Source organism: Streptomyces rectiverticillatus (genome assembly GCF_013394065.1).
Taxonomy (GTDB): Bacteria; Actinomycetota; Actinomycetes; order Streptomycetales; family Streptomycetaceae; genus Streptomyces; species Streptomyces rectiverticillatus.
This window is the reverse complement of record NZ_CP040752.1, coordinates 2,387,188-2,407,377: the sequence shown is the minus strand read 5'-3', so window position 1 is coordinate 2,407,377 and position 20,190 is coordinate 2,387,188. Positions and strand designations below refer to the sequence as shown.

The following is a 20,190-nucleotide window of genomic DNA, read 5'->3' as shown; positions in this document are numbered from 1 at the left end:
AGCCCGGTACCAGAGCCTTCTTATCCTGGTACCCGTACTACCTGGAACGGGCCGCCGGCCTCGCGCACGCTGGAGAGATGACCACGATGCTGCAGGAATCCCGGACCGTCGCCGCGTCGGCGTCGGCGTCGGCGTCCACGCCCGCCTCCGCGCCCCTGCCCACCGCCGACGACGTGCGCCGCGGGGAGCTCGCCGCCTTCCTGCGCAGCCGCCGCGAGCGCGTCTCCCCCGAACAGGCCGGGCTGCCGCGCGGGCCCCGGCGGCGCACGCCCGGGCTGCGCCGGGAGGAGGTCGCCCACCTCGCCGCCGTCGGCGTCACCTGGTACACGTGGCTGGAACAGGCCCGCGACATCAAGGTCTCGCCGCAGGTCCTCGACGCCGTCGCCCGCGCCCTCCAGCTCGACCGCAGCGAGCGCAGCCACCTCTTCGCCCTCGCCAACGCGGTCGATCCGCTGCCGGAGACCGACTGCCCCGGGGTCTCCGTGGACCTGCGGATGATGCTCGACCGGCTGGAGCCGTTCCCCGCCTGCATCCAGAACTCGCGCTACGACATCCTCGCCTACAACCGCACCTACAGCGCCCTCATGTGCGACCTTGACAAGCTGCCGCGCGAGGAGCGCAACTGCATGTGGCTCGCGTTCACCAACGCCGAGGTCCGGGCCACGTTCATGGACCGGGAGGAGACGATCCGGGCCATGGCGGCGAAGTTCCGCGCGGCCATGGCCGAGCACCTCGCCGATCCGGCGTGGAAGCACCTGCTGGCGAAGCTGCTGCGGGCGTCACCGGAATTCCGGGTGCTGTGGGCCCGCCACGAGGTCGCCCCCGTCACGGCCTACCGGGTACGCACCCTGTGGCACGCCCGCACGGGCGAACTCCGCCTGAACCACACCAGCCTGTGGACGGGCCCCCACCCGGGCGGCCGCCTCGTGACGTTCACCCCCGCGGACGATACGACCCACGAACGCCTCGCTGCCCTGACGCACGGGGCGCCGGCCTGAGCCGGTACGACGGCCGGGTGCCGGACCGGCCTCCGGACCAGTGCGTGTGCCGGCCCGGCGTGGCTGGAAGGCGTCGTTCAGGACCTCGCCGTCGCGGCGGATTTTCTGCCGCCGCGGCGGCGAGCAACCCATCGGGGTGGTGTTCGGCGGTGCCGGACCGGGCCTCGGGCCGGGGTTGTTTGGCACCGCCGGGAAGCGTCGTCCGGGTTCTCGCCGTTGCGGCGGGATTTTCTCCGCCGCGGCGGCGGGTAAGTACCGTGGCGCCGCCCGGCGGGGGCGGATCGGCCTTCGGCGCGTTGCGTGTGCCGTCCGGCGCAGCCGGAACGCGTCGTTCAGCGGCGGATTTTCTGCCGCCGCGACGGCGAGCAAGCCATCGCGGCGGAGTCCGGCGGTGCCGGGTCGGCCTCGGGTCGGGGTTGTGTGGCACCGCCGGGAAGCGCCGTCCGGGTTCTCGCCGTTGCGGCGGGATTCCTTTCGCCGCGGTGGTGGGTAACCCCCGCGGTGGTGTCCGGCGGTGACGGGTCGCCTTCGGGGCGGCTCGCGTCCTTACCCCGTGGCGTTCCCGCCCGGGGTTTCCGTTAGGCGGGCCGTGATGCGGTTCAGGGCCGCGAGGTCTTCCGGGGGGAGGGCGAGGAGGGACGGGGGCGGGGTGCCCAGGATGGCTTCTGCTCGGGCTGCCGCCTCGCGGCCCGCCGGTGTGGCCGAGACGATCTTCGAGCGGCGGTCCGCCGGGTTCGCGGTGCGTTCCACCAGCCCCCGCCCGGCGAGGTCGTCCACGACGAGCGTGGCGTAGGGCCGGTCGGTGAGCAGTTGTTCGGCCAGCTCCCGCAGGGTGAGCGGGCCGCGGGCGATGCGCCGGAGGGCCTTGATCCGGAAGAAGCTCATGCCGAGCGCCTCGACGACCTCCTTGCGGCGCTCGTTGCCGCCGAGGACGATCTCCCGCAGCTGCCCCCAGGCACGCTGCGCGGCCTCGTCGTGTGTGTCGTGCGCGGTCATGGTGTCGTCACCGGGTTCCTGCTCCGCTCGGCGTGGGGGTCGGGGCGGGCCGCGGCGCGCTCGGCGGTCCGGGCGGCCCAGCGGCCGGTGGTGATCGTACCGACCAGGAGGACGGCCGCACCGCACCCCGAGACGATCCACCACCCCGTCTCCTGCAGCCCCGCGGCGACGGCCGCGCCGATCACCGCGACGCCCAGCGAGCTGCCGACCTGCCGGCTGGTGGAGGCGACGGCGGCGGCGACCCCGGCCCGGGCGCGCGGCAGGCCGGAGACGGCGGTGTTGGTGATGGGCGCGTTCACCAGGCCGAAGCCGATGCCGAAGAGGACGTAGGCGGTGAACAGCAGCGCGTCGGAGGAGCCCGCGTCGAAGGCGGCGAAGAGCAGGCCGCTCGCCGTCATGGCCACCCCGGCGAGCAGCAGCGGCAGCCGCGGCCCGCGGGTCCCGACCAGCCGGCCGGACAGCGGTGCGAAGACCAGGCACATGACGGCCATGGGCAGCATGTAGAGGCCGGCGTCGAGGGCGGAGAGGCCGCGCTCGTTCTGCAGGTGCAGGGTGTTGAGGAAGAGGAAGCCGCCGAGCGCGGCGAAGGCGGACACTGCGGTGACGGTGGCCCCGCTGAAGGGCGCGCTGCGGAAGAGCCGCGGCTCGATCAGGGGTTCCGCGCGGCGCCGCTCGTAGGGGACGAGCACGGCCAGGGAGGCGGCCGCGACGGCGAAGCAGCCGAGGATGAGGGGCGAGCCCCACCCCGCCGCGGCGCCCTCGATGATCCCGTACGTGAGCGAGCCGAGCAGCGCGATCACCAGCAGCTGGCCGACGGGGTCGGCCCGGCGGGCCGTCGCGGCGCGGGACTCGGGCACGTACCGCGCGGTCATGGCGAGCGCGGCCAGCCCGACCGGCAGGTTGATCCAGAAGATGGCCCGCCAGCCGGTCGTCTCGACGAGCGCGCCGCCGATGATCGGCCCGGCGGCCATGCTGATGCCGACGACGCCGCCCCACACGCCTATGGCGCGGGCCCGCTCCCGGGGGTCGGTGAACGTGTTGGTGATGATCGACATGGCGACGGGGTTGAGCATGGAGCCGCCCACGGCCTGCACCATGCGGAAGACGATCAGCCAGCCGAGCCCCGGCGCCAGGCTGCACAGCACGGAGCCGGCGGTGAAGAGCACCAGCCCGGCCTGGAAGACGCGTTTGCGGCCCAGCCGGTCGGCGGTCGAGCCGGCGAGCATCAGCAGCGAGGCGAGGACGAGGGTGTAGGCGTCGATCGTCCACTGCAGCCCGGAGACGGAGGCGCCGAGCTCCCGCTGCATGGAGGGCAGCGCCACGTTGAGGATCGTGTTGTCGAGGCTCACCATCAGCAGGCTCGTGCAGCAGATGGCGAGGATCAGCAGCCGGCGGCGCCGGGAAGGCTCGGGCACGGGACGGGACCCCCTGGGGGAGTGGGCGCACAACAGATAGTTGTACATCTCCAATGATTTTAAGAGTACAACTAAATGCCCGGCCGCGGTACGCGACAATGGGGCCATGACCCATGACGCCGCCACGCCGCTCCAGATCGGCCCGCACACCGTGTGGCCGCCGGTGGTCCTCGCCCCCATGGCGGGCATCACCAATGCGCCCTTCCGCACGCTGTGCCGCGAGTTCTCCGGCGGCAAGGGGCTGTTCGTCAGCGAGATGATCACCACCCGCGCCCTGGTCGAGCGCGACACCAAGACCATGCGGCTGATCCACTTCGACGGCACCGAGAAGCCCCGCTCGATCCAGCTCTACGGTGTCGACCCGGTCACCGTCGGCAAGGCCGTCCGCATGATCGTGGACGAGGACCTGGCCGACCACATCGACCTCAACTTCGGCTGCCCGGTCCCCAAGGTCACCCGCAAGGGCGGCGGCTCGGCCCTGCCCTACAAGCGCAACCTGCTGCGCTCGATCCTGCGCGAGGCCGTCGGCAACGCCGGCAACCTCCCGGTGACCATCAAGATGCGCAAGGGCATCGACGACGACCACATCACCTTCCTCGACGCCGGCCGGATCGCCGTCGAAGAGGGCGTCACCGCCGTCGCCCTGCACGGCCGCACGGCCGCCCAGCACTACAGCGGCACCGCCGACTGGGAGGCCATAGCCCGGCTCAAGGAGGCCGTGCCGGAGATCCCCGTGCTCGGGAACGGCGACATCTGGTCGGCGGACGACGCCGTGCGGATGATGCGCGAGACAGGCTGCGACGGCGTCGTCGTCGGCCGCGGCTGCCTGGGGCGCCCGTGGCTCTTCGGCGACCTGGTCACGGCCTTCGAGGGCGGCGACGCCTTCACCGCGCCCACCCTGCGCGAGGTGGCCCGCGTGATGCTGCGCCACGCCACGCTCCTCGGCGAGTGGCTGGAGAGCGAGGAGCGCGGCGTCATCGACTTCCGCAAGCACGTGGCCTGGTACACCAAGGGCTTCTCCATCGGCTCGGAGATGCGCAAGAAGCTGGCGATCACCTCGTCCCTGGCCGAGCTGGACGCTCACTTGAGCGAACTGGATCTGGACCAGTCCTGGCCGGCCGGCGCAGACGGCCCCCGCGGCCGTACGTCCGGCCGCGACCGCGTGGTGCTGCCGGACGGCTGGCTGGACGACCCGTACGACTGCGCGGCCGTCAGCGCGGACGCCGAACTCGACACGTCCGGCGGCTGACCCGACACATCCGGCGGCCGGGAAGGCGTGATTCTCGCCACCCCTGATCGGGACTCCGCTCAGATGAGCGTTTGACCCAGGGGTGCATCTCTTGAGGGGTGGCACTGCGTGCCACCCCTCTTGCTTTCGCAAGTCGACGGCTCACCTCGCCGTTCATCGACCCTCCGTGATCTGCCGACTTCTTTTTGTCATTCTGTCTTCAGAAGTCGAACGATCGCCTTTCAGGCCCTTTACCGGGGCGTGACTTTCGATCTGCTGGCTGACAGGCGGTTACGCCCATATGGCCGGGGGGTGGACCTCCTCATAAGCCTTCGATCTGGGTACGCTCCCCGCCGTCAGCACGTTTGAGCACGCCTTCCCCCAACTGTGTACGGGGGGACCCCAGTGAGGAGTCGAGTCCCGTGCCGGAAACCACAGATCAGCAGAAGTTCGTCTACGACTTCACCGAGGGCAACAAGGACCTGAAGGACCTGCTCGGCGGGAAGGGTGCCAACCTCGCCGAGATGACCAACCTCGGCCTGCCCGTCCCTCCCGGCTTCACCATCACCACCGAAGCCTGCAAGGTCTACCTCGAGAGCGGCACCGAGCCCGTCGCCCTGCGCGACGAGGTCTCCGCCCACCTCGACGCCCTCGAGAAGCAGATGGGCAAGAAGCTGGGGCAGGCGGACGACCCGCTGCTGGTCTCGGTCCGCTCGGGCGCCAAGTTCTCCATGCCCGGCATGATGGACACCGTCCTCAACATCGGCCTCTCCGACGCCTCCGTGGCCGGGCTCGCCGCGCAGGCCGGGGGCGAGCGGTTCGCGTGGGACTCCTACCGCCGCCTCATCCAGATGTTCGGCAAGACCGTCCTCGGCGTCGACGGCGACCTCTTCGAGGAGGCCCTCGACGAGGCCAAGCGCGCCAAGGGCGTCACCACCGACGTCGAGCTCGACGCCGCCGACCTGCAGCGCCTGGTCGAGGAGTTCAAGGGCATCGTCGCCAAGGAGACCGGCCGGGACTTCCCGCAGGAGCCGCGCGAGCAGATGGACCTCGCCATCCGGGCGGTCTTCGACTCGTGGAACGGCGACCGCGCCAAGCTCTACCGCCGCCAGGAGCGCATCCCCGGCGACCTCGGCACCGCCGTCAACATCTGCTCCATGGTCTTCGGCAACCTCGGCCCCGACTCCGGCACCGGCGTCGCCTTCACCCGCGACCCCGCCAGCGGCCACCAGGGCGTCTACGGCGACTACCTGCAGAACGCCCAGGGCGAGGACGTCGTCGCGGGCATCCGCAACACCGTGCCGCTCGCCGACCTGGAGCGCATCGACAAGGCGTCCTACGACCAGCTGATGCAGATCATGGAGACGCTCGAGACGCACTACAAGGACCTGTGCGACATCGAGTTCACCATCGAGCGCGGCAAGCTGTGGATGCTGCAGACCCGCATCGGCAAGCGCACCGCGGGCGCGGCCTTCCGTATCGCCACGCAGCTGGTGGACCAGGGCCTGATCGACGAGGCCGAGGCCCTGCAGCGCGTCACCGGCGGGCAGCTCGCGCAGCTGATGTTCCCGCGCTTCGACGAGAAGGCGAAGACCGAGCTCCTGGGCCGCGGCATCGCCGCCTCGCCGGGCGCCGCCGTCGGCAAGGCCGTCTTCGACTCGTACACCGCCGTGAAGTGGTCGCGCTCGGGCGAGAAGGTCATCCTCATCCGCCGCGAGACCAACCCCGACGACCTCGACGGCATGATCGCCTCCGAGGGCATCCTCACCTCGCGCGGCGGCAAGACCTCGCACGCGGCCGTCGTCGCCCGCGGCATGGGCAAGACCTGTGTCTGCGGCGCCGAGGAACTGGAGGTCGACACCAAGCGCCGCCGCATGACCGCCCCCGGCGGGATCGTCATCGAGGAGGGCGAGGTCGTCTCCATCGACGGCTCGACCGGCAAGGTCTACCTCGGCGAGGTACCCGTCGTCCCCTCCCCGGTCGTCGAGTACTTCGAGGGCCGCATGCAGGCCGACGCGGCCCCCGGGTCCGGCGAAGCCGCCGCCGCGGCGGGCGACGAGCTCGTCCAGGCCGTGCACCGGATGATGTCCTACGCCGACGGCAGGCGCCGGCTGCAGGTCCGGGCCAACGCCGACAACGCCGAGGACGCCGCCCGCGCCCGCCGCTTCGGCGCCCAGGGCATCGGCCTGTGCCGCACCGAGCACATGTTCCTCGGCGAGCGCCGCGAGATGGTCGAGCGCCTGATCCTCGCCGACACCGAAGCCGAGCGGGACGAGGCCCTCGGGGCCCTGCTGCCGCTGCAGAAGGCCGACTTCGTGGAGCTCTTCGAGGCCATGGACGGGCTGCCGGTCACGGTCCGCCTGCTCGACCCGCCGCTGCACGAGTTCCTCCCCGACATCACCGAGCTGTCGGTGCGGGTCGCGCTCGCCGAGGCCCGCCGCGAGCCGCACGAGAACGAGCTGCGCCTGCTGCAGGCCGTGCACAAGCTCCACGAGCAGAACCCGATGCTCGGCCTGCGCGGCGTCCGCCTCGGCCTCGTCATCCCGGGCCTGTTCGCCATGCAGGTGCGGGCCATCGCCGAGGCCGCGGCCGAGCGCGCGGGTGCCGGCGGCGACCCGCGCGCCGAGATCATGATCCCGCTGGTGGGCACCGTCCAGGAGCTGGAGATCGTCCGCGAGGAGGCCGAGCGGGTCATCGCCGAGGTCGAGCAGGCCACCGGCGCCGACCTGCGGCTCACCCTCGGCACCATGATCGAGCTGCCGCGGGCCGCGCTCACGGCCGGGCAGATCGCCGAGGCCGCCGAGTTCTTCTCCTTCGGCACCAACGACCTGACCCAGACCGTGTGGGGCTTCTCCCGCGACGATGTCGAGGCGAGCTTCTTCACCGCGTACCTGGAGAAGGGCATCTTCGGCGTCAGCCCCTTCGAGACCATCGACAAGGACGGCGTCGGCTCGCTGGTGCGCGAGGCCGCCAAGGCCGGCCGGGCCACCCGCCCCGACCTCAAGCTCGGCGTCTGCGGCGAGCACGGCGGCGACCCCGAGTCGGTGCACTTCTTCCACGAGGTGGGCCTGGACTACGTCTCCTGCTCCCCCTTCCGCATCCCCGTGGCGCGCCTGGAGGCGGGCCGTGCCGCTGCGCTGGGCGACGGGGGCTCTGACAGCCGCTGATGCGGCGGCCGCACCGGCCCGGCACGAACCGGGCCGGCGCGGCGGAGCCGTCGCCGGGGGGACCCCGACCCTCAGCCTCGGCGACGGCTCCGGATCCTGAAGGGGCGGCACCCGTGCGGGGGGCCGCCCCTTCGCCCTTGTGCGGGGGTTGCGTACGGTGGACGAGTGGCCCGGCGGTCGGCCGGACGGACGGTGTGCGGACGGCCGGGCGATCGGCCCGGCGGACCGTGGAGGCGAGCCGGGACTGACCGGTCGGTACGGACCAAGCCCCCTCGCCCGGAAGGGCCGTGGCGGAAAACCGCCCCTCGCCCGGTGCCCGTGGGGCGCGAGGTGGGGCGGCAGTGTCTCCGGCACATGACGCAGGGGTTACCGGAAGGTGATCGTTCTGTGGTGGTCCTGCGCCCGAGATGTGCCCGACCTGTGGCTGACCTGTGCTCATGCCGGGGCCGGACAGGGCGAAGGGGCGGCGCCCGTGCGGGAGCGCCGCCCCTCTTTACTCCCCCACCGGGAGTTGTTGCCGCCCGCATCGGCTCGGGCGGCAACTCGCATACTCAGCGGCCGCTTTTTCGCTCGCCACCCCCCACGGGAACGAGCGGGGGCGGCCCCGAGTGCGTGAATAGCATTTCGCTTCCCCCACGTTCGCCGCGAGTCCTTTCAACTGTGGCCAAAAGGGCGTGGTAACAGCTCGTATCGGTGTGCATACTCAGTGAGCGGGGGGTGGTTGCGGATGTCTCATGTGGGGGTTTGGTGCTGCGCGTCCATTTCACTGGACTCGATCTGGCCCGGTTGCGCCTGGCCGGAGACCCGGACGCTCTCTGGGAAACCGTATTGAGCCTCCACCGGCTCCGGGACAAACAAGGCGAGTCGATCTTCGGGGATTGGCGCTCGGAAACCCGGACCCGGTTGAATGGTGAAACTCGGCTTCTCGCCCCGCTGGTGCCTTCCCGCGGGTATTTTCCGGACTTCCTCACACCCCCCGAAGGGGTACTCGGACTCGACTCCGGCATGCAGGCCCTGCGCGAGACGCCGGGGGAGCGGGTGCACCGCGAGCTCGGGCGGCTCTCCACGGCCCGTACGCTCCCCGCTTGGATACGATCCATGGCCGAGGGCGACGATCGCGCCTTCGCCAAGCTCACCGGGGCGCTCCAGGCGTATCACGAGGCCGCGATAGCCCCCTACTGGCAGCACATCCAGGCCCAGATCGAGGCCGACCGCGCCGTGCGGGGCCGGGCCCTGCTGGACGGCGGCGCCGACGCCCTGCTCTCCTCGCTGCCGCCCATGATGCGCTGGCGCGCACCCGTCCTGGAGGCCGACTACCCCGTCGACCGCGACGTCCACCTCAACGGCCGGGGCCTGCTGCTCGTTCCCTCCTTCTTCTGCCGGCGCACGCCCGTCACCTACCGGGACCCCGACCTCACCCCCGTCCTCGTCTACCCCGCCCGGCACATGTCGGAGTCCGCGCCCGCCGTGCAGACCGCACCGCGCTCGCTCGGCAAGCTCGTCGGGCACACCCGCTCGGCGGTGCTCGGCTCCATCGGCGGCGGCTGCACCACGAGCGAACTCGCCCGCCGCGTCGGGGTGTCCGCGGCCTCGGCCAGCCAGCACGCGGGCGTACTCCGCGAGGCGGGCCTCGTCCTGACCCTGCGCAACGGCAGCGCCGTGATGCACACCCTCACACCCCTGGGCGCGGCCCTCCTGCGCGGCGGCCACAAGTCACCGCAACTCGCCCAGAGGTCACCTCAATCGTCGATGCCCGAGCGTTCGACGCCGGCGACGATGTAGCGCTGCAGCACCAGGAAGACCACCAGTAGCGGCAGCACCGATACCGCGGCTGCTACGAACAGTTCGTGCAGGTTGACCGATTGGGCTGTGGTGAACGTCGACAGGGCTACCTGGACCGTCCAGGCGTCGCGGTCCTGGCCGATCACCAGTGGCCACAGGAACGCGTTCCATGCACCAATGAAGACGATCGTGCCGACCGCCGCGAACACCGGGCGGGAGTTGGGCACGACGACGAGCCAGTACGTGCGCCAGGGGCCCAGGCCGTCCACCTGGGCCGCGTCCTCCAGTTCCCGCGGGAAGCCCAGGAAGTACTGGCGGAAGACGAAGCAGGCGAAGGCGCTGAAGAGCGTCGGCACGATCAGGCCGCGCAGGCTGGAGACCCAGCCCAGTGACGACACCAGCACGAACGACGGCACGAAGGTGACCGCCGCCGGCACCAGCAGCGTGCCCAGGACCGCGTACAGGACGGCGTCGGCGTGCCGGTAGGGGATGCGGGCCAGGCCGTAGCCGGCGAGGGAGGCGAGGAGCAGCGTGCCGAGCGTGGTGGCCACGGCGATCAGCGAGGAGTTCAGCAGCGCGTGCGCCATCGGCACGTCCGGGTCGGCGAACAGCTCCCGCACGTTCGACCAGTGCACCTCGGACGGGAAGAACGTCCACTCCGGAGAGGTGATGTCCTCCTCGGCGGCGAGCCCGTTGCGCACCAGCAGGTAGAAGGGGAGGAGGAACAGCGCGGCCAGCACGATCAGCAGCACCAGCCGCAGCGCCCGCCCGGCCCGTACGAGGGCGTCGTCCGTGCGCCTCATGCTTCCCGCCTGCCCAGGCCGAACCAGCGCACCTGCACCACCGACACCACCGCGATCACCAGCGCCAGGACGACGGCACCCGCGCTGCCCAGCCCCAGGTTCTGCCCCTGCCCGAGCGCCGTGTAGTAGAGGTAGACCAGCGGCGGCCGGGCGTAGGGCGGGTAGCCGCGCGCGTCCGACAGCAGGTTGTAGAACTCGTCGAACGCCTGGAAGGCGTTGATGACCAGCAGCAGCACCACCGCGACCGACGTGGCCCGCAGCGCCGGGAAGGTGATGTGCCGGAAGGTCTGCCACCCCGGCCGCGCCCCGTCGACGGCCGCCGCCTCGTACAGCTGCGGCGGGATGCGCTGCAGCCCGGCGAGGAAGAGCACCATGTAGAAGCCGGCCTGCAGCCACAGCCGGACGGTGACCAGGGCCAGCCAGTACCAGGGCGGGTCGGTGGTCGACAGCCATGCGACCTGCTCGGCGCCGAACCAGCCGAGGACGGTGTTGGCCAGCCCGAACCGCACCCCGTTGAAGATCGACAGCTTCCACACCAGCGCGGCCACCACATAGCTGCAGGCCGTCGGCAGGAAGAACACCGACCGGAAGAAGGCCTGCGCGGCGCGCAGCCGCCCCACCGCCAGCGCGAGCCCCAGCGACAGCACGTACGTGGCCGGCACGATGAACGCCGTGAACAGCACGAACGTGCCGAGCGCGGCGCGGAAGGCCGGATCGCCGAGCACCTCGCGGTAGTTGTCCAGGCCCGCAAAGTCGGTGGGGGAGACGGTGTTGTGCGCGTCGAAGAAGCTGAGCCGGAGGCTCCAGGCCAGGGGCACGTAGGTGAAGAGGGCGAGGCCGAGGACGAAGGGGCCGGTGAACGTCCAGAACCACAGGGCCTGCCTCCGCCTCCGCCTGCGCTGCGCACCGCAGGCCGCCACGTCAGGGCTTCTTCCCGGCGCGCCGCAGCTCGTCCGCGGTGCGGCGCACGACCGCCTTCAGCTCGCGCTCCGGATCGGCCCCTTCCTTGATGATCCGGCTGAGCGCGTCCTGGTAGGCGGTCCGCGCGGCGACCGTCCACATCAGTGGCTGGGCGTAGCCGTGATCGTTGGTGAACCGTACGACCTCCGCCGCCGCGCCCTCCTTGAGCTTCGCCGCCTTCGCGGCCAGCGAGGTGCGGGCCGGGATGTGGAAGCCGTAGGAGAGCGCGAAGTCCTCCTGGTGGTCGGTGCGGTCGACCCATAGCCACTTCACGTACGCCTCGGCCTCCTTCCGCCGCGCGCTGCGGGCGCTGACCGCCGCGGCGTACGCGCCGACGGGCACGGACGGCCTGCCCGCGGGCCCGTCGGCGGGGAAGGGCAGCACCCCGAAGTCGTCACCGAACGCCTTCTTCACCTGCGGCAGGGCCCACAGCCCGGACCATTGCATGGCGGTGAGGCCCTGGATGAGCGCCGCCGGGTCGGACCAGTCGGCGGGCGCGCCCAGCAGCAGGGACTTTCCGGCGTACAGCCGGTGCAGCTTGCCGAGGGTGCGGGCGGCGGCCGGGTCGTCGAAGCCGGGCTTGCCGTCGGGGGTGACGAGCGAGAGGCCCGCCGCGTACAGGGGCGTGCCGCCGAGGACGCCCGCGCCGCCGTCGTTGCCCAGGAAGAGGCCCTTGACCGGGCCGGAGGTGAGCCTCCCGGCGGCGTCGACGAGCTCGTCCAGGGTCCGCGGCGGGCGCACCCCGGCCTTCTCCAGCAGGCTCCGGCGGTAGTAGAGCAGCTGGGTGTCGATCGCCTGCGGGACGCCCCACACCCGCCCGTCCCAGGTCTTGGGGGCGAGCACGGCCCGGTGGAAGTCGTCCTTCACGCCGTCCAGCAGGGCGGTGAGGTCGGTGACCTGCCCGCCGCGGATCTGGTCCAGCGTCGGGCCGTCGACCTCGAAGACGTCCGGCCCGGAGTCCGTCAGCAGGGCGGCGGCGGTCTGCTGGTCGTAGTTGCCGGGCCGCCACTCGATCCGCACGTCGGCCTTGTCGTACGCGGCGGCGTACCGGCCCACGGCCTGCCGGGTGCCCGCCTCGCCGTACTGGTGGTACCAGTGGGAGAGCCGGGGTCTGCCCGCGCCCTTGTCGCCCCGCCCCGTATCGGACCCGCACGCGCTCAGTGCGAGCGCGGCACCACCGGCCAAGAGCAGTCTGCGGTTGATCGGCATGTCGGTTCTCCCCCTCGCGGTCGGGACCGTACGGACCAACGATCAACGATGGGGGAGGATTACGACAGAGCGATTACCGCCGCGTGTCGGCCCTCAGGTCTTCCGGGCGACCGGCTCCGCGCCGATGCGGAAGCGCAGGCGGCAGATCGCCGCGTCCGTGTCCCGGCGCACCGCGTGGGCGACGACCGCGCCGCGCTGGTTCTGCAGCAGCCGCTGCCACACGTGCGCGGGCTCGACCTCGGGGATGAGGACGGTGACGCGGTTGTCGGGGTGCCGGGCGGTGAGTTCGTGGACGTAGTCCACGATCGGGCGGCCCAAGGCGCGCGTGGGCGCGGGCAGTTCGACCAGGTCGACGCCCGGGTTCCACAGCTCCCAGTCGCGCCGCAGGGACTCGGCGGCCCGCGCCCCCTCCGCATCGGGCTGGACGGCGGTCACCGCGACCACCTCGTCGCCCAGCGACACGGCGGCAGTCAGGGCCTTGCTGGTCAGCCGGGAGAGGGAGGAGACGGGCACGACGACCACGCTGTGGCAGCGGCGCGGCGCCTCGGGCACCCGGCCCAGCCCCAGCCGCTCGCCGATCCGCCCGTAGGCGCGGTGGACGGTCTCGAAGACCAGCACGATCAGCGGCAGCGCCAGGACGATCAGCCAGGCGCCCTCCTCGAACTTCGTGGCCGTGACCACGACCGCGGATACGCCCGTCAGCAGTGCGCCGAAGCCGTTGAGGAGCGCCTTGCCGCGCCAGCCGGCGGAGCGTTCCTGCCGCCAGTGCCGCACCATGCCCACCTGGCAGATGGTGAAGCCCACGAACACCCCGATCGCGAACAGCGGCACGAGGGTGTTGACGTCGCCGCCGGAGAAGACCAGCAGCAGCGCGGAGACCGCGGCCAGGGCCAGCACCCCGTGCCGGTGCACCTGGCGGTCGGCCTTGAGGCCGAAGACGTGCGGCAGGTAGTTGTCCCGGGCCAGCAGCGCCATCAGGACCGGCAGCCCGCCGAAGGAGGTGTTCGCGGCCAGCGCCAGCAGGACGACGGTGGCGAACTGCACCACGTAGAAGGCCCAGTTGTGGCCGAGCGAGGCGTCGGCGAGCTGGGCGAGGACGGTGACGCCCTCGGCAGGCTGCAGGTGGAAGCGGCCGATCAGCACCGACAGGCCGATCAGCATGACGCCCAGCAGGGCGCCGAGCGCCACCTCCGTGCGCTGGGCCCGCCGCTGCGCCGGGGCGCGGAAGGACGGCACGGCATTGGCCACGGCCTCCACGCCGGTCAGGGCGGAACAGCCCGCGGCGAAGGCCTTCAGGAGCAGGAGCGCGCCGACGGACGTGGCGTTGCCGGCGAGCGCGGAGGCGTGACCGGCGGCGGCCTCGGTGCTCGCGGGCGCGTCCCGCAGCAGCCCGGCCACGATCATCGTCAGGATCGAGCCGACGAAGACGGCCGTCGGCACCATGAACCACTTCGCGGACTCCACGATGCCGCGCAGGTTCACTCCCGTCACCAGGGCCAGCACGGCCAGGCAGATCCACAGCCGGTCGCCGTAGAGGGAGGGGAAGGCGGAGGTCAGGGCCGCGACGCCGGCGGTGACCGACACCGCCACGTTCAGCACGTAGTCCAGCACCAGGGAGGCCGCGGTCACCAGGCCGGTGCGCCGGCCGAGGTGCCGCCGGGCGACCGCGTACGAGCCGCCGCCGTCCGGGAACGCCGCGATGACCTGCCGGTAGGAGGCGACGAGCACCGCCAGCAGGGCGGCGATCGCGAGCGTGACCGGGAGCGTGAACCCCAGCCCGTACGCGCCCGCCGCGGCCAGCACCAGGACGATCGACTCGGGGCCGTAGGCCACCGACGCCATCGCGTCCAGGGACAGGGCCGCGAGTCCCTGAGCGGCTGTCAGCCGGTGCCGGTCCTCGGCGGAAGGCCGCGCGGCGCCGGTATCGGGCGGGTCCTCGTCGGCCGCACCGGGCCGCCGGTTCCCGTGGGCGAGCAGGGACATTCTGTTCGTACCTCCGTGAGTGGGACGCCCAGCGTGCAGCCGGTCCCGCGCGCCCGCGCACGGTCTTGGCGGCCTCTTGGCGCGCTCCGGGGGGATCTTCACGCGTTCTTGACGTCCCGGTCCGGGTGACGTCAGCGGGGCGTAAGAGTTGGCCCGAGCGGCGTCAGCACTGCGTCAACAGCGGACGGTGCGCCCCCGGCCCGGGCCTAGCGTCACGAGCATGGGACGGCGACAGCCCTCGAGGGTGCGGGCAGGCGGGCACGACGCGCACACGAGACGGGCGCGGGCCCACCCGCCGGGCGGCCGGGTCCTCGCCCACGACCGCACCTGGCGGCGCGAGGCGCGGGCGGCCTGGTACTGCGGAACGGCCCTCGCGGGCGTCCTCGTCCTCGCCGACCTCGGCAGGGGCGGCCTCGACGTGCCGCGCGGCGCCTGCTGGGCCGGGCTCGGGGCCCTCCTCGTGGCCGTGCTGCTGCCGCACCGGGTCACCGCCGGCGACGGCTGGCTCGCCGTGCGCGGCCTGCTGGGCGAGAAGCGCGTGCGCACCGACCTGCTGACGCAGGTGCGCCGCGCGGACGGCATGACGCCGCGCCTCGTGCTGCGGGACGCCGGGGGCGGCCGCGTGGAACTGGACCCGCAGGTGCTCGTCGCCAACCCGCTGCTGTGGCACCGGCTGGACGCGGGCGCCCGGCGCTCACGCGAGAGCGGCCTGCTGCGGGAGGGCGGGGCGGCGCTGGCGGAGCTCGCGGAACGGATCGACGGCGAGGGTGCGCGGCGGCTGCTGGACGGCTGCGGCTTCCCGGGCCCGTCCGGCGAATGAAGGCGGCGGCGTCCGGGGCGGAGCCCCGGTCACAGCCAGGTGTACGTCACGCCCGTCAGCCGCTCCGACGCCGCCCAAAGCCCCGCGCTCGCCCGGTCGTTCCGCGTCCAGGGCGCCCGGACCGCCCGCCGCGTGGGCGCCCCGCCGCCGCGGTACTCCAGGCGCGGGCCGAAGTAGTCGTCCGGCCGGACGTCCGGCGCCGTGGCCGCGTACAGCGAGGGCACGGCGCCGGCCTCCGGGCTCTGCGCGAAGAGCCGGTTGCCGAGCTGCACGAGGTGCTCGGCGACCTCCCGCCCCTCCATCCGCACCCCGGCCGTCTGCAGATTGGTCGCCGCGTACCCCGGGTGCGCGGCCGCCGCGACGACCCGCGAGCCCTCCGCCACCAGGCGCCGCGCGAGCTCGTGCGTGAAGAGCAGGTTCGCGCTCTTGGAGCGGGCGTAGGCGATCCAGCGGCGGTAGCGGTGCTCCATGTTGAGGTCGCGCGGGTCGACCGTGCCGAGGACGTGCAGCCCGCTGGCGACGGTGACGACCCGCGCGCCGTGCCCGGCCTCGCGCAGTCTCGGCAACAGCAGCCCGGTCAGCGCGAAATGGCCGAGATGGTTCGTGCCGAACTGCATCTCGAAGCCGTCGACCGTGCGGCGCTGCGGCAGCGCCATCACCCCGGCGTTGTTGATCAGCAGGTCCAGCCGCTTGCCGGGGAGGCCCTCCGCGAAGGCCCGGACGGAGGAGAGGTCCGCGAGGTCCAGCGGGGCGAACTGCACGTCGGCGCCGGGCGCCGCCGCCCGCACCCGCTCCTCGGCCGCCTTGCCGCGCGTGGCGTCCCGGCAGGCCAGGACCACCGCCGCGCCGCGGCGCGCCAGCTCGCGGGCCGTGACGAAGCCGATGCCGCTGTTGGCGCCGGTGACCACGGCCGTGCGGCCGCTCTGGTCGGCGATCTCGCCCGCGTTCCATCCAGTCACGTCTGCTGCGCTCCTCTGCGGTCCGCACCCGGCTCATACGCGTCAGTAGCCCCCGTAGGACCCAGCGTAGGCGAGGGCACGGCCGCGCAGGACGGGCATTCGCCCGATACGGTGGCCCGCGCGCGAGGCGCTCCCGCTCAGCGCAGCCGGACCGTATACGCGGGGACCGACACCGCCGCGTCGTCCAGGCACCTGCCGTCCGTCAGGTCGAACCGGCGTCCGGCCGGCGGCGAGGTGACGTACGCCCGCCCGCCGGCCGAGCCCAGCGGCCCGCGCGCGAGGACGTACGCGCCGCTGAACGGGTCCCGGTTGCCTATCGCGTACGCCCGCCCGGCCCGGTCGAGGAAGACGGCGGCCTGCCGGCCGTCCGGCAGCAGGACCGCCACGCCCCGCCCGGGCCGCAGATCGCCCAGCTCGCACAGCGCGTGCCACCGGCGCCCCAGGAGCGCCTCGACGCGGACGGACACCGGGGCGGGGACGTGCGGCAGCTGCTCGGGTGCGACGGTCATCGCAGGAGGTCCCTTCGGGAGAGCGGGCAGGGACGGTGGGGGAGCGGGCTGCGGAGTGCCCAGAACTGTGGCACAGCCACCGCCGTCTGTCGTCACCGTGGCACACGTTTTCACCGGTGACGTGACGTCCGCGTGTCCGAGTCCCGCCGGGGCTGCGGCCCTGTTCCGCGGGCGAGTTGGGGGGAGCCCGTACGATCGCCGGGGTGACCACCGACATATCGCTGTCGACCCTGCTCGTGCTCTGCCTCGCCGCGGCCGCGGCGGGGTGGATCGACGCGGTGGTGGGCGGCGGCGGCCTCCTGCAGCTCCCGGCGCTCATGGTGGGCCTGCCGCACGTGCCGCCCGCGCACGTCCTCGGCACCAACAAGGCCGTGGCCATCTGCGGCACCGCGGCGGCAGCCGTCGCCTACGCCCGGCGCTCGCCGGTGAACCCGCGCACGGCCCTGCGCATCGGCCTGGCCGCGCTCGGTGGCTCGCTCGCCGGGGCGGTCTTCGCCACCGGCATCAGCAACGCCGTGCTGCGCCCCCTGATCATGGCCATCCTGCTGGCCGTGCTCGCCTTCGTGCTGCTGCGCCCCACCTTCGGCACGGCCGTGCCCTCCGCCGAGCCGGTCTCCCGGCGCCGCGCGCTCGCCGCGATCCTCGTCGCGGGCCTCGGCATCGGCTTCTACGACGGCCTCATAGGCCCGGGCACCGGCACCTTCCTCGTGCTCACCCTCGCCGCGATCCTCCACATGGACCTGGTGACGGCCTCCGGCACCGCCAAGATCGTCAACGTGTGCACCAACGTGGGCGCCCTGGTCACCTTCTCCCTGCACGACTCCGTGATCTGGCAGGTCGCCGCCCCCATGGCGCTGTTCAACCTCACCGGCGGCGCGGTGGGGGCCCGGATGGCGCTCAAGCGGGGGAGCGGCTTCGTGCGGGCGGTGCTCCTCGTGGTGGTCGTGTCGCTGGTGTGCAAGCTGGGCTACGACCAGTGGGGCGGCTGACCGACGAAAGGTAAAGCAGGAGGTAAAGCGATAGGGAAATCGGCCCGGCGTGATCCCGTACACAGCAGATGCGGTTAGCCTGTCGACTACCTTCCTGACGTGGTGGGGGTTCTCGTGCGTTTCTCCCGGTGGGGCCGGGTCCGATGGGTCCGGGCCGTGCTCGCGGGGCTCTATGTCGTCACCCTCGCGGCGGCCGTGCCCCGGGGGGCCGGAGGGCATGGCCGGGAGGGCAGCTGGTCCAGTGAGGAGGCCCGGCGGTTCTGGGGCCCGACACGGATGGAGCAGTCCGTGACCGGCGCAGGTGACGACGACGGCACCGGCGGCGACGCCGCGCCCCCCGCACAGCGCATCACCGGCAGCGCCCGCCACTTCGACGGCGTGCCGTCCGTGGGCGTGCTCTTCTCCGTCGGCGAGGACATGCGCGACCACCACTGCACGGCCAGCGTGGTGCACAGCCCCAAGGGCAACCTGATCGTCACGGCCGGGCACTGCTCCGTCGGCTCCGACGCCGCCTTCGTCCCCGACTACCGGTCCGGCGCCGACCGGCAGCCGTACGGCGTCTGGGCCGTGGATCGCGCCTTCGTCGACCCCCGCCGCTCCGACACCGGCCCGGGCTCCGACCTGGACTTCGCCTTCGCCACCCTCAGACCCGACGGCCGCGGCCGCCAGGTCGAGCGCGTCACCGGCGCCAACCGGCTGGTCCGCACCCCCGGTTACGTCAACCGGGTCACGGTCATCGGCTACCCCGACGCCGACGACGACCCCGCCGACCAGGCGATCCGCTGCACGACCATGACGACCCGCCTCGACGACCGCAGGCAGTTGCGGATGCGCTGCGACGGCTACGTCTCGGGCACCTCCGGCAGCCCCTGGCTGACCCACTTCGACGAGCGCACGAAGACGGGCGACCTCGTCGGGGTCCTCGGCGGCCTCAACGGGGGCGGGCCGGACGGGGACGAGAGCGCACAGATCTCGTACAGCCCGGTCAACGACGACGAGATCTTCAAGCTGTACCTGGACGCCATAAACGGACGGGAGCCGCAGCGGGCCTGACGCCCCCGCGGCTCCCCACGGCTCCCCGCGCCCTTGCCGGTTCTCCTCCCCGCTCCCCCCCCCCGGGTTCTCTCAGTCCTCCTCGCCCTCGCTGCCGGGCGTGTGGCCGATCCAGCCGCCTTCGGGCTGCGACTGGGCGGAGCCGCCCACGTCCCGGTTGCGCACGTCGATGGCGCCCCCGCCGCCGTCGTGGTCGCTGCCGGCCGTGCCCTTGCTGCCGACGAGCGTGTTGGCCGTCCGGTCGACCTCCAGCCAGGAGTCGGCTCGCGAGTTGTCGACGACGAGGACGCCGAAGTTGGAGGGGCCGAAGCCCTTGGGGCAGGGCTCCGGCGGCTCGACGTGCACGCGGACCCCGGCGGCGGCCTCGCCGCCCAGGAGCGTGCCCGCGAGCACGGCGCCGGCGACGCCCGCGGCGAGGAGAGCGGCGCCACGGATCACGCCGGGACCGCCTGCCGGTCCAGGCGCTGCCCGCCGATGTTCCGTTCCAGCAGGCGGGTGGAGCTCGCCACCCCGACCTCGCCGCCCGCGGCGGTGTCCGGCAGCCTCCCGTCGTCCTCCCGCAGGGCGGTCAGCGCCCCGTCGATCGCACGGTGCGCGGCGAAAAGGCACGGGGTGCTGTAAATGGCGAGATCGACGCCGAGTCCGGCAAGCTCGGTCAGTGAAAGGCGGGGCGATTTCCCGCCCGCGATCTGGTTGAACAGCAGCGGTTTGTCACCGATGACGGAACGGACCTTGCGAATCCACTCCACGCTGCGCACCCCGTCGACCAGGACGACATCCGCACCCGTTTCCGACAGGGCCGCCGCGCGGCGCAGGATCTCGTTCTCCTCGGTGGCGTCGGTGCGCGCCACGACGAGCAGATCATTCCGGGCCGCCAGCACCAGTTCGAGTTTGTTCAGGTATTCGTCCAGCGGCAGGATGATCTTTCCGTCCGCGTGGCCGCACCGGCGCGGCCGCTTCTGGTCCTCCAGGATCACCCCGGAGGCGCCGGCCCGCTCCAGCCGCCGCACCACGTGGCACGCCACCTCGGGGTCGACGTAACCGTCGTCGATGTCCACCAGGAGGTGATGGCGGGGGAAGGCCGGGCGCAGGCGTTCCACGAACCCGAGCATGTCGGGCCAGGCGATGAAGCCGATATCGGGGAGGCCGTAGTGGGACGCGGCGAATCCGAACCCGGATACGAAGAATCCGTTGTAGTGCTGCGCGGCGATGGAGGCCGAGTACATGTCGTAGATACCGATGAGGGGGGTGGTACCGGGCGCTGCGATGTCCTCCCGCAGAGCGGTGCCGTGGCGCATCTGTCCTCCTGACGTCCGGCT

At 72.6% G+C, this 20,190-nt stretch carries 17 protein-coding genes; 7 read left to right on the top strand and 10 right to left on the bottom strand.

The genetic code is table 11. The features are described 5' to 3' along the window. Positions 1–77 precede the first annotated feature (77 nt). Positions 78–998: a helix-turn-helix transcriptional regulator gene (locus FGW37_RS10335; RefSeq protein ID WP_179080798.1), complete on the top strand. Its 921-nt coding sequence runs from the start codon at positions 78–80 to the stop codon at positions 996–998. Between the two features lie 546 nt (positions 999–1,544). Here FGW37_RS10335 and FGW37_RS10330 read toward each other — a convergent pair. Continuing rightward, positions 1,545–1,994, bottom strand: coding sequence for a MarR family winged helix-turn-helix transcriptional regulator (locus FGW37_RS10330; protein ID WP_179080797.1), 450 nt, complete (start codon positions 1,992–1,994; stop codon positions 1,545–1,547). Beyond that, positions 1,991–3,409: an MFS transporter gene (locus FGW37_RS10325; protein WP_179080796.1), complete on the bottom strand. Its 1,419-nt coding sequence runs from the start codon at positions 3,407–3,409 to the stop codon at positions 1,991–1,993. The genes FGW37_RS10330 and FGW37_RS10325 overlap by 4 nt, the downstream gene beginning before the upstream one ends. Positions 3,410–3,515: 106 nt before the next feature. On the opposite strand from FGW37_RS10325, the gene dusB reads away from it, so the two are divergent. The 3 genes from dusB to FGW37_RS10310 all read left to right on the top strand — a co-directional run bounded on the left by dusB (position 3,516) and on the right by FGW37_RS10310 (position 9,586). Continuing rightward, positions 3,516–4,658, top strand: coding sequence for a tRNA dihydrouridine synthase DusB (gene dusB, locus FGW37_RS10320; RefSeq protein ID WP_179080795.1), 1,143 nt, complete (start codon positions 3,516–3,518; stop codon positions 4,656–4,658). A 401-nt stretch (positions 4,659–5,059) separates the two neighbouring features. Further along, positions 5,060–7,804 (top strand): pyruvate, phosphate dikinase, encoded by a 2,745-nt coding sequence (gene ppdK, locus FGW37_RS10315; RefSeq protein ID WP_179080794.1) that lies wholly within the window; start codon positions 5,060–5,062, stop codon positions 7,802–7,804. A gap of 747 nt (positions 7,805–8,551) precedes the next feature. Next, positions 8,552–9,586 (top strand): ArsR/SmtB family transcription factor, encoded by a 1,035-nt coding sequence (locus FGW37_RS10310; RefSeq protein WP_179080793.1) that lies wholly within the window; start codon positions 8,552–8,554, stop codon positions 9,584–9,586. Here FGW37_RS10310 and FGW37_RS10305 read toward each other — a convergent pair. The 4 genes from FGW37_RS10305 to FGW37_RS10290 all read right to left on the bottom strand — a co-directional run bounded on the left by FGW37_RS10305 (position 9,544) and on the right by FGW37_RS10290 (position 14,541). Further along, positions 9,544–10,389, bottom strand: coding sequence for a carbohydrate ABC transporter permease (locus FGW37_RS10305; RefSeq protein WP_179080792.1), 846 nt, complete (start codon positions 10,387–10,389; stop codon positions 9,544–9,546). The two genes, FGW37_RS10310 and FGW37_RS10305, sit on opposite strands and share 43 nt — an antisense overlap. Continuing rightward, the gene (locus tag FGW37_RS10300; protein ID WP_179080791.1) at positions 10,386–11,309 is read right to left on the bottom strand and encodes a carbohydrate ABC transporter permease; all 924 of its coding nucleotides are present in this window, start codon (positions 11,307–11,309) and stop codon (positions 10,386–10,388) included. The genes FGW37_RS10305 and FGW37_RS10300 overlap by 4 nt, the downstream gene beginning before the upstream one ends. Before the next feature lies 1 nt (position 11,310). Next, positions 11,311–12,558, bottom strand: a complete 1,248-nt coding sequence (locus tag FGW37_RS10295; RefSeq protein ID WP_179080790.1) for an ABC transporter substrate-binding protein — start codon at positions 12,556–12,558, stop codon at positions 11,311–11,313. 93 nt (positions 12,559–12,651) lie between these two features. Beyond that, complete coding sequence (locus FGW37_RS10290) at positions 12,652–14,541, bottom strand: APC family permease (RefSeq protein ID WP_179080789.1); 1,890 nt, start codon at positions 14,539–14,541, stop codon at positions 12,652–12,654. Positions 14,542–14,761: 220 nt separating this feature from the next. Here FGW37_RS10290 and FGW37_RS10285 point away from each other — a divergent pair, with 220 nt between their 5' ends. After that, complete coding sequence (locus FGW37_RS10285) at positions 14,762–15,361, top strand: hypothetical protein (RefSeq protein WP_343067081.1); 600 nt, start codon at positions 14,762–14,764, stop codon at positions 15,359–15,361. 29 nt (positions 15,362–15,390) lie between these two features. Here the strand turns inward: FGW37_RS10285 and FGW37_RS10280 are convergent, their stop codons facing one another. Continuing rightward, entirely contained in the window at positions 15,391–16,320 is a 930-nt protein-coding gene (locus FGW37_RS10280) for an oxidoreductase (RefSeq protein WP_179080788.1), read from the bottom strand. A 137-nt stretch (positions 16,321–16,457) separates the two neighbouring features. Beyond that, complete coding sequence (locus FGW37_RS10275) at positions 16,458–16,829, bottom strand: nitrite reductase small subunit NirD (RefSeq protein WP_058044549.1); 372 nt, start codon at positions 16,827–16,829, stop codon at positions 16,458–16,460. A 203-nt stretch (positions 16,830–17,032) separates the two neighbouring features. Here FGW37_RS10275 and FGW37_RS10270 point away from each other — a divergent pair, with 203 nt between their 5' ends. Together FGW37_RS10270 and FGW37_RS10265 are read left to right on the top strand one after the other, a co-directional pair. Continuing rightward, complete coding sequence (locus tag FGW37_RS10270; protein WP_179080787.1) at positions 17,033–17,818, top strand: sulfite exporter TauE/SafE family protein; 786 nt, start codon at positions 17,033–17,035, stop codon at positions 17,816–17,818. Positions 17,819–18,106: 288 nt separating this feature from the next. After that, positions 18,107–18,871, top strand: coding sequence for a trypsin-like serine peptidase (locus FGW37_RS10265; RefSeq protein WP_246430342.1), 765 nt, complete (start codon positions 18,107–18,109; stop codon positions 18,869–18,871). A gap of 72 nt (positions 18,872–18,943) precedes the next feature. Here the strand turns inward: FGW37_RS10265 and FGW37_RS10260 are convergent, their stop codons facing one another. Together FGW37_RS10260 and FGW37_RS10255 are read right to left on the bottom strand one after the other, a co-directional pair. Beyond that, complete coding sequence (locus FGW37_RS10260; protein WP_179079112.1) at positions 18,944–19,309, bottom strand: hypothetical protein; 366 nt, start codon at positions 19,307–19,309, stop codon at positions 18,944–18,946. After that, entirely contained in the window at positions 19,306–20,169 is an 864-nt protein-coding gene (locus FGW37_RS10255; protein WP_179080786.1) for an isocitrate lyase/PEP mutase family protein, read from the bottom strand. Before FGW37_RS10255 ends, FGW37_RS10260 begins: the two co-directional genes overlap by 4 nt. Positions 20,170–20,190: the final 21 nt, after the last annotated feature.